This window comes from Collinsella sp. LCP19S3_D3, assembly GCF_052121455.1.
Classification (GTDB): domain Bacteria; phylum Actinomycetota; class Coriobacteriia; order Coriobacteriales; family Coriobacteriaceae; genus Collinsella.
In genome coordinates, this window is sequence record NZ_JBQKEF010000014.1 from 1 (window position 1) to 15,889 (window position 15,889).

Annotated in this window: 11 protein-coding genes and 1 tRNA gene; 5 read left to right on the forward strand and 7 right to left on the reverse strand. The window is 63.8% G+C overall.

Annotation, left to right across the window (positions count from 1 at the left end; genetic code table 11):
- Both ACTQXM_RS06530 and ACTQXM_RS06535 read left to right on the forward strand, forming a co-directional pair.
- Positions 1 to 542 (forward strand): IS3 family transposase (locus tag ACTQXM_RS06530; RefSeq protein WP_441537342.1); only part of this gene is annotated, 542 nt, incomplete at its 5' end.
- 194 nt (positions 543 to 736) lie between these two features.
- A tRNA-Arg gene (locus ACTQXM_RS06535) sits at positions 737 to 812 on the forward strand.
- A gap of 170 nt (positions 813 to 982) precedes the next feature.
- On the opposite strand, the gene pknB is transcribed toward ACTQXM_RS06535, so the two are convergent.
- From pknB to ACTQXM_RS06570, 7 genes are all read right to left on the reverse strand, one after another.
- A complete protein-coding gene (pknB, locus tag ACTQXM_RS06540; protein WP_441537343.1) occupies positions 983 to 2,932 on the reverse strand; it encodes a Stk1 family PASTA domain-containing Ser/Thr kinase in 1,950 nt (649 codons plus the stop codon).
- A 133-nt stretch (positions 2,933 to 3,065) separates the two neighbouring features.
- Complete coding sequence (locus ACTQXM_RS06545) at positions 3,066 to 5,936, reverse strand: FtsW/RodA/SpoVE family cell cycle protein (RefSeq protein WP_441031907.1); 2,871 nt, start codon at positions 5,934 to 5,936, stop codon at positions 3,066 to 3,068.
- Between the two features lie 16 nt (positions 5,937 to 5,952).
- Positions 5,953 to 7,890 (reverse strand): Stp1/IreP family PP2C-type Ser/Thr phosphatase, encoded by a 1,938-nt coding sequence (locus ACTQXM_RS06550; RefSeq protein WP_441537344.1) that lies wholly within the window; start codon positions 7,888 to 7,890, stop codon positions 5,953 to 5,955.
- The gene (locus ACTQXM_RS06555; protein ID WP_055250779.1) at positions 7,887 to 8,303 is read right to left on the reverse strand and encodes an FHA domain-containing protein; all 417 of its coding nucleotides are present in this window, start codon (positions 8,301 to 8,303) and stop codon (positions 7,887 to 7,889) included. The genes ACTQXM_RS06550 and ACTQXM_RS06555 overlap by 4 nt, the downstream gene beginning before the upstream one ends.
- A gap of 6 nt (positions 8,304 to 8,309) precedes the next feature.
- The gene (locus ACTQXM_RS06560) at positions 8,310 to 9,317 is read right to left on the reverse strand and encodes an FhaA domain-containing protein (protein WP_441537345.1); all 1,008 of its coding nucleotides are present in this window, start codon (positions 9,315 to 9,317) and stop codon (positions 8,310 to 8,312) included.
- Complete coding sequence (locus ACTQXM_RS06565) at positions 9,314 to 11,167, reverse strand: serine/threonine-protein kinase (protein ID WP_441537346.1); 1,854 nt, start codon at positions 11,165 to 11,167, stop codon at positions 9,314 to 9,316. Before ACTQXM_RS06565 ends, ACTQXM_RS06560 begins: the two co-directional genes overlap by 4 nt.
- Before the next feature lie 144 nt (positions 11,168 to 11,311).
- Positions 11,312 to 12,037 carry a hypothetical protein gene (locus ACTQXM_RS06570; RefSeq protein ID WP_441537347.1) on the reverse strand — a complete coding sequence of 242 codons (726 nt, stop codon included), beginning with the start codon at positions 12,035 to 12,037 and terminating at the stop codon, positions 11,312 to 11,314.
- Positions 12,038 to 12,152: 115 nt separating this feature from the next.
- Between ACTQXM_RS06570 and dnaX the strand changes: the two genes are divergently transcribed.
- From dnaX to recR, 3 genes are all read left to right on the forward strand, one after another.
- Positions 12,153 to 14,651 carry a DNA polymerase III subunit gamma/tau gene (gene dnaX, locus ACTQXM_RS06575; protein ID WP_441537348.1) on the forward strand — a complete coding sequence of 833 codons (2,499 nt, stop codon included), beginning with the start codon at positions 12,153 to 12,155 and terminating at the stop codon, positions 14,649 to 14,651.
- A 221-nt stretch (positions 14,652 to 14,872) separates the two neighbouring features.
- Positions 14,873 to 15,193 carry a YbaB/EbfC family nucleoid-associated protein gene (locus ACTQXM_RS06580; protein WP_427719331.1) on the forward strand — a complete coding sequence of 107 codons (321 nt, stop codon included), beginning with the start codon at positions 14,873 to 14,875 and terminating at the stop codon, positions 15,191 to 15,193.
- Positions 15,194 to 15,206: 13 nt separating this feature from the next.
- The gene (recR, locus tag ACTQXM_RS06585) at positions 15,207 to 15,803 is read left to right on the forward strand and encodes a recombination mediator RecR (RefSeq protein ID WP_099432550.1); all 597 of its coding nucleotides are present in this window, start codon (positions 15,207 to 15,209) and stop codon (positions 15,801 to 15,803) included.
- Positions 15,804 to 15,889 lie beyond the last annotated feature (86 nt).

A 15,889-nucleotide genomic window follows, 5' to 3' on the forward strand; every position in this document is an offset into this window, starting at 1 on the left:
CGGCCCCGCCGAACCTCGTGCGCCGCGACTTCCGCTCGGCCCTGCCGAACTTCCTGTGGCTCACCGACATCACCGAGTTCAGGCTGCCCTCCGGCAGGAAGGTCTACCTGTCGGCCATCAGGGACTGCTTCGACTCCTCGGTCGTGGCGTGGAGGGCCGGCGAGAGACCGGACGCCGCGCTCGCCAACTCGACGCTCGAGGACGCCTGCGCGCTGCTCGCGCCCGGCGAGCGCCCCGTCATCCACTCCGACCGCGGCGGCCACTACCGCTGGCCCGGCTGGATCTCGATCTGCGAGGGGCACGGCCTCGCCAGGAGCATGTCCGCCAAGGGCTGCAGCCCGGACAACGCGGCGATGGAGGGCTTCTTCGGCCTGCTCAAGAGGGAGTTCTGGCACGGCAGGGACTGGTCGGGCTGGACCCCTGCCCGCTTCATCGAGGAGCTCGGGGGCTGGATCGGCCGATACAATACGGAGAGGCGCAGCGATGCGCTCGGCGGCCGCACGCCGGCCGAGTTCCGCGCCGCGCTGGGAAGGGCCGCGTAACGGTCCAAGAAATCGTCCGCAGTCCCGCTCAAATTTCGGGTCGTAGTTTCCTAGAGAGGCCCCATCCGGAAAGCACGTCCCAGAATTCGTCTGGATAGTGGGACACGCTTTCCGGAAGGCTGTTCCACCGTAACTTCGAAGAGTGGCTATGCGCTGCATGGCAGTGGCGCAAATCTGCTACACTAGTACAACATGCCTCCGTAGCTCAGGGGATAGAGCACCGCTCTCCTAAAGCGGGTGTCGACGGTTCGAATCCGCCCGGGGGCACCAGAGCAATATCGAGCCCGGTACCGCTGCGGTACCGGGCTCTTCTGGTTTAAAGGCATACCGTAGTTTTCACTGCTTCGGATAAAGAAAGCGCCCGCTTGCTGGGGGAGCAAGCGGGCGCCTGTGAGCGAATATGTTTGCGGCATCAGCCGCTGTGGGCAATGTCTCGATGACTAGTTGGTCGTGCCGGAATCGTCGCCCGTGCCAGAACCCGAGCCAGAAAGTGCGACCGTCAGCGTGATCGTGCTGTCGGTGGACTGCTTGCCAGTGGGGGAGACGCCCGTCACGGTGGCGTTTTCGTTACCACTCACGGGGTTGCCGTTCTGATCGCAGAATGCGATGTTGTAGAATCCGGCGTTGTTGAGCGCGGTGACGGCGGAGGAGATACTCTTGCCGTACAGGTTGCCCGGAACGTTTGCCTTGCCGGACTTCTTGGCGATGACGACGGTAATCGTGGCGCCGGGCTTTTGCTTACCGCTGGGGTTCCAGCTAATGACGGTGCCCTCGGTGACGGAATCGTTCTCCTGGTAGGTCACATCGACGCCGAAGCCGGCCATATCGAGGGCGTTGCGTGCCTGAGCCTCGGTCATGTCGGTCAGATCGGGAACGGAGGTGGTGTCGGGTCCACTCGAGACTTTGTACGAAATGGTCGTGCCCTTCTCGACTTCCTTGCCCGCATCGGTGCCCTGTTCAAAGACTTCGCCCTTTTCGGCCTCGTTGGCTTCCTCGGTGGCATTGCCCTTAAGGCCGACGCTTGCCAGCGCCGCCTCTGCCTGGTCCTTGGTCAGACCAACGAGCTGCGGGACATCAACCTTCTCGGAGGGCTTGGGACCCTTGGAGATTACCAGATTCACCTTGGTGCCCTTGGGCTTCTTGGTGTGACCGTTAGGAGTCTGCTCGACAACCTTTCCCTCGTCGACGTCGTCGTTGTAGCTCTGGTCAATGGTTCCGACGTCAAGGCCGGCATCCTTAATCAGTTCGACGGCGGTCTCCTGGTCCTTACCCAACACATCGGGAACCGGGACCTGCTCGCCGCCAAAGAGTCCGGTGGCAAAGGCCACGATGACGCCGATTACGGCTACCGCAGCAACTACGGCGGCGATGATCTTGTTCTTGTTGGATTTGGGCTGCTCGGTGGCGTAAGAGCCGGTTGAACCCGAGACGGAGCTGCGAGCGTTATTTTGTCCGCTTACGCCCGAGACGGGGCGTACCATGGCGCGCGTCTGGTCGGATAGCTCTCGGGTCTTGGTGGCACCCAGGTCGCCAACGGCGCCGATAACGCGCGTAGGCTCCGGCACGTTGACGGCGCGACCAGACAGGTAGCTGTTGAGCACCTGACGCAGCTCGTCGGCCGTCTGGAAACGGTTAGCCGGATCTTTTTCCATGCACTTGAGGATAATGCGCTCAAGATCGGCATCGACACCGGAGTTGATCTGGCTCGGCGGCACGGGCAGCTCGTTGACCTGCTTGAGTGCGACCGAGATGGCATCGTCGCCGTCGAAAGGCACGCGGCCGGTGGCGCACTCGTACATCACGACGCCCAGCGAGTAAATGTCCGAGGTGGGGCCTAGATCCTGCCCGCGGGTCTGCTCGGGGCTTACGTAGTGGGCGGTGCCCAAAACGTTGTTGTCCTGCGTAAGGTGGCTGTTCTTGGCGCGCGCGATGCCAAAGTCCATGACCTTGATGTTGCCGTCGGGCAGCACCATGATGTTCTGCGGCTTAATATCGCGGTGGATGATCTCGTGCTTGTGGGCGACCGAAAGCGCGGAGCTGATCTGCGAGCCGATCTGAGCGACCTTTTTGGGGTCAAGGGCGCCGTGGCTCTTGATGCCGCTCTTAAGGTCGGTGCCGCGCAGGTATTCCATGACGATGTAATAGGTGTCGCCGTCCTTGCCCCAATCGTAGACGCCGACGATATAGGGGGAGGAGAGGCCGGCGGCTGCCTGGGCCTCCTGCTTAAAGCGTGCGGCAAAGGTGGCGTCGCCGGCATATTGCGGCAGCATGATTTTGATAGCTACCGTGCGGTCGAGGACCTGGTCCTGTGCACGGTAGACGGTCGCCATGCCGCCCGTTCCTACCTTATCCTTGAGGAGGTATCTTCCCCCGAGGACCCTCTGTTCCATTCCTGCTCCTAACATGACTATTCGCTCAACGATGTGTGTAGTACCAAATTTGAGGCCGCTGGGGCCGTGTGGCGCATTGCCGCTAGCGTTATCGGCCGCGGCACGCCCCATGCTTGCGCATCGATCACGGGCATCACGCTCCCTGGGCGGCAAGTGCCGCGGTCAGGACGATGCCGGCGATCTTTGCCGCCTCGACGTCGTGCTTGTCGTAATCCTCCAAGGCTACCGAGATGGCGACCGTGGGTGAATCGTAAGGCGCAAAACCGACGAACATCGAGTTGACCTTGGTGCCGACGATCTCGGCAGAGCCGGTCTTGCCGGCAACCTTGACGCCCGGAATCTGGGCATCGGTGCCGGTGCCGGATTGAACGACGTCGAGCATGGCCTGTTTGACCTGTTCGGCCGTGGTGGCGCTGACGGCCTGGCCCAGTGAGCGGGACTGCGTGGTCTTGACCACGGTTCCGTCTGGGGCGAGCACCTGGGCAACGAAGAACGGGTCCATGACGACGCCGCTGTTGGCGATGGCCGCCGCGATAACGGCGTTCTGCATGACGGTGGTCTGCGGGCCCGGCGTGTGGTCCATGCCGACGGGCTGGCCGGCGCCGGCCCAGGCGGTTTCCCACTCGGTCATGAGCGAGGGGTCGGCCATGATGGACGCCGCGGCGGTTAGGTCCTGACCGAGCTTTTGGCCATAGCCAAAGGCGTTGGCGAACTGTACGAGCGAGCTGGCGCCGACCTCGTTTGCCACCTGACCAAAGACGACGTTGGACGACACGGCAAAGGCCTGCTGCAGGCTAATCGTGCCGTAGCTCTCATTGGCGGAGTTGGTGACCGGTGCATTGCCGATATCCATGGAACCGGGCGCCTGATAAGTACTCGAAAGGCTTGCGGTGCCGGTCTCGAGTGCCGCCGAAAGCGTGACGACCTTAAACGTGGAGCCCGGAGTATAGAGGGCGTCCATGGCGCGGTCGTACATAGAACCATCCTCACCGCCGCCCGATTGCAGCAGGGCGTCGATGTTGGTGTTGTCGTAGGTGGGCGAGCTGGCGCATGCGAGCACCGCGCCAGTGCGCGGGTCCATGACCACAACGGCGCCCTTAAAGCCCTTGAGAGCCTGTTCGGCGGCCGTCTGGATGCGGGAGTCGATGGTAAGTTTGGCGGTGTTGCCCGGCTGGTTTTGGCCCGCGAGCGACGCGATGGCGTTGTTCCAGCTGGAGTAATCCTTGGAACCGGTGAGCGTGTCGTTCATCACGCTCTCGATGCCGGCGGTACCGTACTGCTGGCTCACATAGCCAACCACATGGGCGGCCAGGTTGCCGTTAGGGTAGGAGCGTACGTAGGTGCCGTCCTCCTGTTGCAGCGATTCGGCCAGCGTCACGCCGTCGGACGTGATGATGGAGCCGCGCTGGATGTACTTGGAACGGGCGATGGTGTGATTGTTGGTCGGCATATCCTGGTAATCCTTGGCCTTGATGACCTGGACATAGGTGAGGTTGCCGATGAGGATGGCGAACAGGGCCGTAAAGGCAAACACCGCGCGGGTTAGGCGGTTGGCGAGCGCCACGCGGCCGAGCACGCCAGATTCGGGCGTATCGAGCAGGCGACGACGCATGCGCGAGCCGGTGGAGTGGCTGCCACGGCCGTAGGAAGACGAAGAAGCGAAGCGCGTGCCGGCATGCGCCGCGGCAGAAGCGACCTGGTCGTCAGTGATGGCGGCCATGGTGCCGGTACCGGTGAGCTCGGCTTCGCGACCGGTGGCCTCATCGCCGGCGCGCAGCAAAAGCGCGACAATGATAAAGCTCGCCAGCAGCGAGGAGCCGCCCTGGCTCATAAAGGGCAGGGTGACGCCGGTCAGCGGAATCAGGCGGGTAACGCCGCCAACGATCAAGAAGGCCTGGAAGCTAATGGCGGCCGTGAGGCCCGTGGCGCTAAATGCGGCAAGGTCGGACTTAGCGCGGGCGGCCGTGGTCAGGCCTCGCACGGCAAAGAGCATAAACAGGACGAGTACGGCGCCGCCGCCCAAAAGGCCCATTTCCTCGCCGATGGCCGAGAAAATGAAGTCGGACTCGACGACGGGGATGTTATTGGCCATGCCATTACCGATGCCAACGCCGATAAGACCGCCGTCAGCCAACGAGAAAAGGGATTGCACAATCTGGTAGCCCTGGCCCTGGGCATCCTTAAAGGGGTCGGCCCAGATCTGGAAACGTACCTGGACATGCGACAGGAACTTGTAGGCGCCCACGGCACCCACTGCCAAAAGCGCAAGGCCGATGACGACATACGAGAAACGTCCCGTGGCGACGTAGAGCATCAGCAAGAAGATGGTGTAGAACAGCACAGCGGAGCCCAAGTCGCGCTCGAAGACAACGACCAGAAGGCATACACCCCACACAGCGAACAGCGGTAGCAGCAGGCGCAGGCGCGGGACCTTGAGGCCCAAGATCTTGCGATTGGAGATGGAGAGTAGCTCGCGGTTTTCGGCTAGGTATCCGGCCAAGAACAATACGATAAAAATCTTGGCGAACTCGCCGGGCTGGATGGTGAAGCCGGCGATGCGAATCCACAGCTTGGAGCCCGAAATGGTGGTGCCGATAAAGATGGGCAGCATCAGCAAGATGATGCCGATGATGCCAAAGGTGTACTTGTAGCGCATGACCACATCGAGATTCTTGATCATCGCGAGCGTGCCCACCATCAGTGCCACCGAGACAAACAGAATGACGAGCTGCGAGATGGCGAGGGCGGGTGCCAGACGCGTTACGAACGTGATGCCGATGCCCGAAAGCACAAAGACGATGGGCAGGATGGCCGGATCGGCACCGGGCGCCAGGATGCGCACGGCGATATGCGCCGCGGCGAAGGCGGCAAAAAGACCGATCGGCACGGCGAGCGTTTCAAACGAGATGGAAGCGCCTGCGGTGAGCACGTACATCGCATACAGCAGGATGACGGGGAACGCCGAGGCGATGAGCAAGAGCATTTCGGTGTTGCGGCGACTCATAAGCGGCACTCCCTTTCTAATTCTTATCGGAGGCTTCGGCCTCGGCGGACTGTTCGGCGGTTTTTGCGGAATTCGATTTGGAAGTCGATTCCTGGTCGGTGTTGTCGCGAATCGTTTGCGCGTCGATCACCTGGCGGGTCTGTTCCTCATCGATTTGATGACGGTACTTGGAGATAGTGTCCTGCGCGTCGTCAACACTCGTTTGCGGAATGCCTGCTTTCAGACGATTCTGCGTGTCTTCGGGTAGGTCGGATAGCTTGATGGCGGTCGTGCTCTCGAGCCAGTGCAGCTTAAGGCCGAGCGGCTTGCCGGGAATGCCCCGGTAGACCGCGACGGTGTCCTTGTAGGTGCCCAGGTAATACGAGCCGGTGACGCCCGCGTAGGCCCAGATGGCTGCCGCCAGCACAAAAGCGATGCCCAGGATGGCGGCAATGGTGACGTTGCGGCGGCGAACACGCTTCGCCTCGCGCATGACGCCGTCGTCGACCAGGTCCACAACGACTACCGTCACGTTGTCGTGGCCGCCGGCAGCGAGCGCGGCGTCCACCAGGTTGTCGACGCAAATCTGCGCCGTAGACGATTGCGTGGCGATGTTTTCGATTTCGCTATCGGGAATCATGCTCGAAAGGCCGTCCGAGCACAGGATCAGGCGGTCGCCCTCTTCGATGTGCAGGGTAAAGTGGTCGGCATACATGGCGGGGTCCGAACCCAGTGCACGTGTGATAACCGAGCGGTTGGGATGGACGCGCGCCTCGTCGGCCGTAATTTCGCCAGCGTCCACGAGCTCCTCCACATAGGAGTGGTCGCGGGTCACGCGGATGAGCGTGCCCTCGTGGAGCAGATAGGCGCGCGAGTCGCCCACGTGGGCGATGGCGAGCATGTCGTTTTCGATATAGGCGCAGGTCGCCGTGCAGCCCATACCGGGCTTGCCCAGGCCGTTGAGTGCGGCCTCGATGACGGCGGCGTTGGCAGCTTCGACGGCTGCGGCTAGGCGCGCGGCGTCGGCAGCCTGTGGCGCCGTCTTGGCGATGGTCTCGACCGCGATGGATGAGGCCACCTCGCCGGCGGCGTGACCACCCATGCCGTCGCACACGCAAAAGAGCGGCGACTGTACCAGGTAGGAGTCCTCGTTGTGCGGACGCACGCAGCCAACATCGGAGCGGGCGCCCCACATGAGTTGCGTGGTGGTGCCGGCATCGTAGGTCGAATCGGTCTCGATGCGCTCGTCGGCCAGCGGCTCAAAACTCATGGTCGAACCAGGGTCCTTGAGCTTGGCCTCCACGGCGGCGACATCAATCTCGGCCGTGTCGCCGGGCGAGACGGCGTTGGCCTCGTTGCTCGGGTCGTCGACTTTAGACGTGGCGGGCACTTCGGTTGTGTTGTCGGCAGGCTCTTCGTCTTGCGGGGCGACGGCTGCGGGCTCGGGTGCCGCGAAGTGCGCGGGCGCGGGCGTGCTGTGGGGCTGAGAGGCGTCCTCCGTCGCTGCGACGGGCATCTCTTCGGCCGTAGGCTGCACGGCCTCGGGCGCCGATGCGGCCGCGGGGGAGGATGCCGCCGCGGGTGCCGGTGTAGATGCGGGCTCGGGCGCTGCGGTGGGTGCTGGAACTACGGGAAACACCGGTGCCGTGGGCTCGGGGGCCAAAAACACCGCGGCGCTCTCATCGATTGCCGCGGCGACAGACTCGGCAAAGTGGGCCGGCGCAGGTGTAGTTTCCGGTGCCGAAGGTTGATCGGCAACGGCGTGCGCGCCGATGGGGGCATCGGTGGAATTATCTTCATCCCGGCCATCGGTGGGCATCGGATGGTCTTGCGTTACATGCGAAAGAGGCGGGGAGAACACGGTGTCCTCGGGCTCCACGGGCGCAGGGCCCGCCGGGGCGGCATGAGCCGGCACGGCCGCGGGGGCAGCCAGCGCCTCGGACATGGTTGCGGACTTGTTCTCCTCGTCGATCATCGACGGTTCACCTTCATGACCACGTCGCCAATCTGGACTTCGTCGCCCTCGCGCAGCGTTGCGGGCTCCACCAGCTGGCGGCCGTTAACAAGGGTGCCGTTGAGCGAGTTGAGGTCCTCGATAATAAGTGCCGGGCCCTGCAGCGAAAAACGCGCATGCGAGGCAGAGACAAACGGCTCGTTGATGCAGATGTCAGATGACGGCGAACGACCGACGATGACGGGGCCAAGCATATCCACGTGAATACCGCGGATGCCGCGCGGGCCCTTGTCCACATCGATCGTCCAGATGGCAGAGTCGCGGCGCTGGCCGCGCACGAGCCCCACGCCGGTCTTCATGACGGCGAACAAGAAGATATAAAGCAGGACGACCAGTACGATGCGGCCTGCAAAAAGGACGATATCGATGTTCATAAGCGATTAACCCCTAAATTCAAAGGTGCTCAGGCCAAACGTTAGCAGATCGCCGTTGCGCAGCGGGCAGCGCGTGATGCGGCGGTTGTTGACGAGCGTGCCGTTGGTGGAGTTGAGGTCCTCGATCGACCAGTCAGAGCCGGTAAAGGTGAGCTGGGCATGACGGCGCGACACGTTGGGGTCGCGCAGGGCGATGTCGGATACCGAGCGCTCACGACCGATGGTCACCTGCGCGGAGGTGATGTTGTGGCTCTCGCCGCTCACGACGTCGACGAGTTGGGCGAGCGGACGCTGCGGGGCGCGGGGGCTTGCCATGTTGGAGGCGATGCTGGTCGCAGCGCCAAGGCCCACGGCGGCGCCAGTGGCAGCCGCTCCGCCCATACCGGCAAGTGCGTCGCGCGAGACGGTTTGCGGCACAGGGATGGGGGCTGCGGGATCGGGGACATTGGGTGCAAAGGGGTCGGCCGCAGCGAGCGGGTCGGGAGTGGCAGCGCGGGGTGTCGGCTGCTGCTGGGGCATGGCGGCCGGGTGTTGCTGCGGCGATGCAAACTGCTGCTGACCGGCGCGGGGGGCGCTTGCGGCACGGCTTGTGGCCGAGCTGTTCTGTCCCAGGCCATTTTGATAGGCGCGCTCTTCCTCGTACAGACGGCCGAGCGTGGGAGCGTCGACGTTCTCGGCAAAGACCGAGAACTTGCCGGCGCGCAGCTGAGGGTCGATCATAAAGCGAACAAGGGGCTCGCCGACAAAGACGTAGCGGCGTTTTTCGGCCTGCGCCTTCACAAACTCGCGCACCTCGCGCGAAAGCTCGGGATAGAACGGGGCAAGCATGGGATCGTCATCGGTGGCGATCAGGATGGTATAGAGCGCCGGCGCGGTGTTGACGCCGTTGATCACCAGAGTTTGATCCTCCATGTCGCGAGCAGCCTGCTTGGCAAGCTTCTTAAAGGAGAACGGGGCACGGGTGGCACCGAAGATGCCGGCCACGTGGTCCTCGAAGATGTTCAGGAAGTTCACGAAAGATCACTCTCCGTATAGGTTCTTTGGTATCCGAGCAAATACAGGCATATCCCAACGATTATAGAGGATAGGATTCCCGCAACCGCCGCCTTGGCGACGACCGTGCCCGCAAGGCTGGCAATTTCCATATGGTGTGCAAGACAAAACGATACGGCCGAGCCGATACCGGCGACGGCAATTGCGACGATGGCGGCGAGGTTTGACCCCTGCTCGGCGCGCTTGGCATGGGCATTGAGCAGCAGCGACGTTGCCGCGGCTGCTGCTGCGATCAGTGCGAAGGCGGCCCAGAGGAACGCGTCGCCCAGCGCTGCGGCGACATTGCCAAGCCCCAGCACGCCTCCCGTAGGGAGGGCAGCTGCGGCCAGGCGGGCAAAAAGCGCGCCTATACCCGTGGCGGCAGCGGCGCTTGCCGGGCCGAGCCAAAACGCCGCGAAGCCCGCGGCGGCCCCGGCGGCAAGGATGGCGTCGCCGGTTAGACAACCTAGCGCAAGCGCGCAGGTGAGTGCCGCGCTCGCGGCCGCTTCGGTGCGTCCCCAGGCAATCCACCATCCGGACATGGCGGCGGCAAAAATGACCGCGACCGGCAGCATCGACAGGATGCCCTGCGCCTGCATGGTGGCGTTGGCCATGAGCACCAAAAAGCCCACGGCCGAGATAGCCGAGCCGATCTGCGGTGCCAAGCCTGCCGCCGCGCCAATAGCGATGGCCGCGGCGACCAGCCCGGGAAGCGCCGCGACGCCCGCTGTCTGCATAAGCAAAAAGCTGAAGGTTGCACACGTTAGCGCCGAGATACCGCGCATGGTGTAATCGCGCGCGCAGCTCCAGCGCGTGCCCGCCCAACCAAGCGCGGGGTCGACTTCGATGGCGTTATCCTCGTAAGGCAGCGACTCCATATCGTCTGCTGCGTGCTCGTCGTCCGAAAGCTCGCTTACCATCTGCTCCAAGCTGCGACGGCCTTCGCGCACGCTCCCCAAGCCGGCAAGGAGTTGGTCGCAGAATGCCTCGATGCTATCGGGGCGGTCTTGCGGCATAGGGGAGAGGGCGCTCATGAGCGCTGCCTCGGCTCCCGGGGGAAAGTGCGGGATCAGCTCGCTGGGGTAGGTGGCGCCGCCGATGATGCGGTCGAGCGAGTCGGCAGGCGTTGCCGCCATAAAGGGGGCGCTGCCGCACAGGCCCTCGTAGATCACGCAGGCAAGGGCAAAGACATCGGCGCGCTCGTCGACCGTGCCGGTCTCGATATCGAGTTGTTCGGGCGGCATGTAGCCGATGGTGCCGCCGCACGATCCGCCAAAGCCGCCGGCAGATGACAGCCGCGCCATGCCAAAGTCGGTGAGCTTTACATTGCCCGAGTGGTCAATGAGCACATTGGCGGGCTTTATGTCCAGATGAAGCACGCCGTTTGCATGGGCAAAGGTGAGCGCCTGACCCAACGCGTCGGCAATGGTCGCTGCCTCGTCAAAGGTGAGCGAGTGGCCGTCCACGCGATGCAAAAACTCGGCCAGCGACATGCCGTCGACATACTCCATGACCAGGTAGGCATAGGCGGTGTCATGCGTAAAGTCGATAACCTGCACGATATTGGGATGTTGAAGCATGGCGGCGGTATGTGCCTCGCGCAGTACATCCATGATGTCGCTGGCGGGTATGCCGGAGCCGTTGATAAGAGGGATGCGCTTAATGGCCACGCGACGGCGCAGGTGCGTGTCGCGGCAAATCTCGATGGAGCCAAAACCGCCGGTCGCAAGCGTCTCGAGCGGCTGGTACCGCTTGAGCAGCTCGCGAGAGCTGGTGCCCTCCAAAGGGACGTCCGGCGAGAACCGGGCGGTATGTTGCGAGAAAAGCGGCATGGCCAACCCTCGTGCGTTTAAAGTTCGTTTGCGAGCGGCGGGCGCGGGGCCGAGCCATTCGCGGTGGCATAGATGCTGCTAGTGTAGCACGCTCTGGTGCATGGGGAGGATAGCGGGATGCGAGGCTGCCTGTCTGACTTGGCCTTAGCGCTTCTTCTTGCCCTTCTTCTGCTTGCACTGCTTGCCCTTGTTGTCCTGGGGCTTGTCTGCCTTGTCTCCCTGCTTGGCCTCGGCTGCAGCCTTCTCGGCCTTCATTTTCTTCTTCTTGGTCTCGATGCGGAGCTTTTTGTTGATGCGCGCCTTAAGGAAGGAGCCAAACTGCTCGGCGTCGCCGCGAACAAAGGTGTCCTTGGGGATCGTCACGCCCTGGTCTGCGAACATGGCAACAAAGATGCGCTCGCCGTCGAGTACGTGGTCGAGCTTCTCAAACGGGAAGAACTGCGACTTGCCGCTCTTGCCCCATACCATCAAGCCGTCCTCGTTGGCGGCGACGCGGCGATAGCGGCCACCCATGGACTTGTCGGCCTCGACGGCGTCGATAAAGTCGCGGGCGAGCGTGTGGTGCAGGTTTTTGCTCCACCAGGCCAAAAAGGCGCCGAACACGATCAGGACGACGCCAAACTTGATCCAGTTGCCGCCGGCCACCAACATGCCGATGCCGAGCAGCGCGGCAATTGCCGCGGCGACATACAGCGAGCCGCGACGCCTGGGCGAGGCGACCAAGCGGGCGAAGTCGGTGACGAGGTCGTTTTCGTACTGATACTCGTTGAGGTACAGGATGCCGTCGTCGGCTGCTGCCTGTTTCTCGAGCGCGACCTCGACCTGGTCGGCTACTTCGGAGGGAACGAGGTTGCTCTCTGCGTCTGCCATGCTCTTTGGACTCCTATCGCGGCGGGCTCGCCGTACGGGTTATTATGAGTGCAGTATGCCGTGCGACCGCATGGCCGTCGCGGCAACAAGACTCAGTATACCCGGGGGAGCACCCATGGAATCGTTGTACCGAAAGTATCGCCCGCTCACCTTCGACTCCGTGGTGGGCCAGCAGCATATCGTCTCGACGCTCGAGCACGCCATCACCGAGGGGCGCCTGTCCCACGCGTACCTGTTCTGCGGACCGCGCGGCACGGGCAAGACCACCATGGCGCGCATCCTGGCCAAGGCGCTGCTATGCCGCAATGCCGAGGCGGCGCGCGCCGAGGGCGCAAGCGGCTGCATGCCCGACGGCACTTGCGAAGAGTGCGAGCTCATCGCCGAGGGCAACCACCCCGATGTCTACGAGCTCGATGCCGCAAGCCGTACGGGCGTGGACAATGTGCGCGAGGAGATCATCAACTCCGTTAACTTTGCCCCGGTGCGTGGCAAGTACAAGATCTATATCATCGACGAGGTCCATATGCTCACGACGGCGGCGTTTAACGCGCTGCTCAAGACGCTCGAGGAGCCGCCGGCGCACGTGATCTTTGTGTTGTGCACCACCGATCCGCAAAAGATTCTGGAGACCATCCTCTCGCGCTGCCAGCGCTTCGATTTCCACCGCATCGGCAACGAGGATATCGAGCATCGTCTGTCCTACGTGTGCGAGCAGGAGGGCTTCGATTACGACGACGAGGCGCTGGCCATCGTGGCGCGCCATGCCAAGGGCGGCATGCGCGACGCGCTTTCCACGCTGGAGCAGCTGAGCGTTTTTGGCAACGGCGCCGTGCATGCGGACGATGCCCGCTCGCTTTTGGGCGAGGTTTCGGACCAGATCCTGGGCGAGTTTGCCCGCGCCATCGCCGAGCGTGATATTGCTGGACTCTATGGGCTCATTCGCGCACAGGTCGAGGAGGGCAATGACCTGCTTGAGCTGACGCGCGACCTGGTGGCGCACGTGCGCGACGTGTATGTGGCCTGCGTTGCCGGTACCCGTGCCGAGCTGTTTGAGGGCGGGGCCGAGCAGGCCGAGGCGCTTGCTGCCGAGGCCGCTGCCTTTGGCGGGCATCCGGCCGACCGTCTGGCCCGCGTGCTGACAGTGCTCGACGATGCCGCGTTGGAGATGAGGGGTGCGAGCGACGTGCGCCTGGTGCTCGAGATTGCCTGCACGCGCCTGGCACGTCCCGAGGCCGATCTGACCATTGAGGCCCTGGCCGAGCGCGTGGCACGCTTGGAGGCCATGGTCGCCAACGCCGCGGTGCCGGCGAGCGTGGCTGCTGCTGGTGGTGCTGCGCCCGCGGCTGTCGCGGCTGCACCTGTGGCGACACAACAACCGACGCTGATCTCGGGTGCCCGAGCTGCCGCTCCGACGGCATCTGCCGCTCCCGCCGCTGCGTCTGCGCACCAGGGCGGCATGCCCTGGGACCGCGGCGCTGCCGCTCCGGCGGCCCAGCCCGCGCCGGCCCCCAAGCCCGCTGCGCCTGCGCCTCAGCCTGCCCCGGCTCCGATGCCCCAGCCCACCGCCGCTTCGGCTCCCGTACCTGCCGCTGCGCCGGCGCCTAAGCCCCAGCCCAACACTGCCGCTCAGGTTGCTGCCGCCGGCGCCGCCGAGACCCCTGCGGTCGAGGATGCCGGCGAGCTCCAGCGCAAATGGGTCGAGGTCGTCGAGCGCGTCAAGGCCCAACAACCTTCTTATGCGGCTCTCCTGTTGAACGCTCGCGCTACGGCAGACGATGGTTCTAAGCTCACGGTCTCGTTCCCTACGGCATTTGCTATCAAGATGCTCGGGCGTGCTGATACACAGGCGGTGTTTTTGCCGACAGTCAGTGCGGTCTTCGGTCGTCGCACCGTCGACTATGTCCTGGATGGGGGTGTCAGGCCGGCTCCTCAACATGAGGAGCATTCTCCATCTGTACGGGCTGCGGCATCTGCGGACCCGCAACCCGTGTCCTCGGCGGCCCCTGCATCCTTGAGCGCCAGCGCGACGCAGCCAAAAGCGGCACCGGTAGCGGCACCGATCCCGTCGGTGACTGAACCCGCCGTGCCCAAACCGGCTGCTCCGATCCCCGCGTCCAAGCCCGCTGCCGCGCCTGCACCCAAGTCATCCGACCTGGCCAAGGCCCCTTGGCTGCGCTCCGACAACCCTGCCGGTGCTCCTGCCACGGGCAAGCTCCCGACCGAGCCCGCGCCCCGAGTGCCCGAGTGCGCGTCTGCTCCCAAGATTCAGCCGTCTGTGCAGGCTGCGCCATGGGAATCCGAGCAGGTACCCTACGACGACGCCATGGTCGGCGGCTTCGCCGGCGATGCGAGCGGGGAAGATCTTCCTCCGTTCGACATGCCTGCCGCGGCGCCTGCGCCCAGCCCTGCCGCTTCGGCCGCAGCTCCCGCAGCTGCGACGTCCGCTCCTGCAAGTGACGACGCCCTCGCTGCCCCTTGGGAGTCCAACCCCGGTGCTGGCAGTCCTTTCGGTCACCAGGGCGCAGCCCCGGGCATCCCGCAGACCGAGGACGAGGCCAAAGCCCTCATACGTAGTGTCTTTGGCCAGTCCACCATCTTCAAGCCGGTGGAGTAACTATGCGGGCGGGTATATACGCCGAGTTGTGAGACCTTGCATAATTCGACCTTGCATAGTCTTGGGCGGCGCGTCACGCCAGAGGACATGTACATCGACTGAGTTAGCGCGACCGCCCCGCTCGTTTGCCCCGCGCCGTGGTACGATTTTTGAGTTTGAAAGTCCCGCCGTGCCCGGCTGCCCTTGCAGCTTGTCGCGCGACCACACGTAAAGGAGCCATCATGGCCGGTATGAACATGCAGCAGATGATGAAGCAGGCCCGCAAGATGCAGGAGCAGCTTGCCGCCGCGCAGGAGAACCTCAAGTCCCAGACCGTCGACGCTTCTGCCGGCGGCGGCATGGTCAAGGTGACCGTTAACGGCGAGATGGAGCTCGTCAACCTTACCATCGACCCCGATGCGCTCGATCCCGAGGACGTCGATATGCTGCAGGACATGATTATGGCTGCCGTCAACGAGGCCGTCCGCGGCGTCAACGAGCTCGCCAACAAGCAGATGGGCGCCATCGCCGGCGGCCTCAACATCCCGGGCATGCCGTTCTAAGACGCGCACATATATGAGTGCCAACCATAGTCTGCAAAAACTGCTCGATGAGCTGGGCCGTCTGCCGGGCATTGGCCCCAAATCGGCCCAGCGCATCGCCTACTACCTGCTCGAGGCCGACGCCGAGGAGGCGCGCCGCCTGGCCGAGGCCATTCTAGAGGTTAAGCAGGAAGTGCATTTTTGCAGCCGCTGCTTTAATTACGCCACCGCTGACGAGTGCTCCATCTGCCAAGACTCGATGCGCGACACCACCCGCATCTGCGTGGTGGGTGAGCCGCGCGATGTCCAGGCGATTGAGCGCACGGGCAGCTACCACGGCCTCTACCACGTGCTGGGCGGCGTGATCAGCCCCATGGACAAGATCGGCCCCGAGCAGCTGCACATCCGCGAGTTGCTGGCGCGCTTGGGCCACGAGGACATCCACGAGGTCATTATCGCCACCAACCCCAACATTGAGGGCGAGACCACGGCGAGCTACCTTGCCCGCACCATCAAGCCTCTGGGCGTCGAGGTGTCGCGTCTGGCGAGCGGCCTGCCCGTGGGAGGCGACCTGGAGTATGCTGACGAGCTTACGCTCGGCCGTGCTATCGAGGCCCGTCGTGCGATCTAGGCGGCGTCAGCTCCGCGGCATGTCCCGTCGGCCTGCCGCACGGGGCGCTCATAATTGGGCACGCGTTCATGCATTTGTTGTACAAC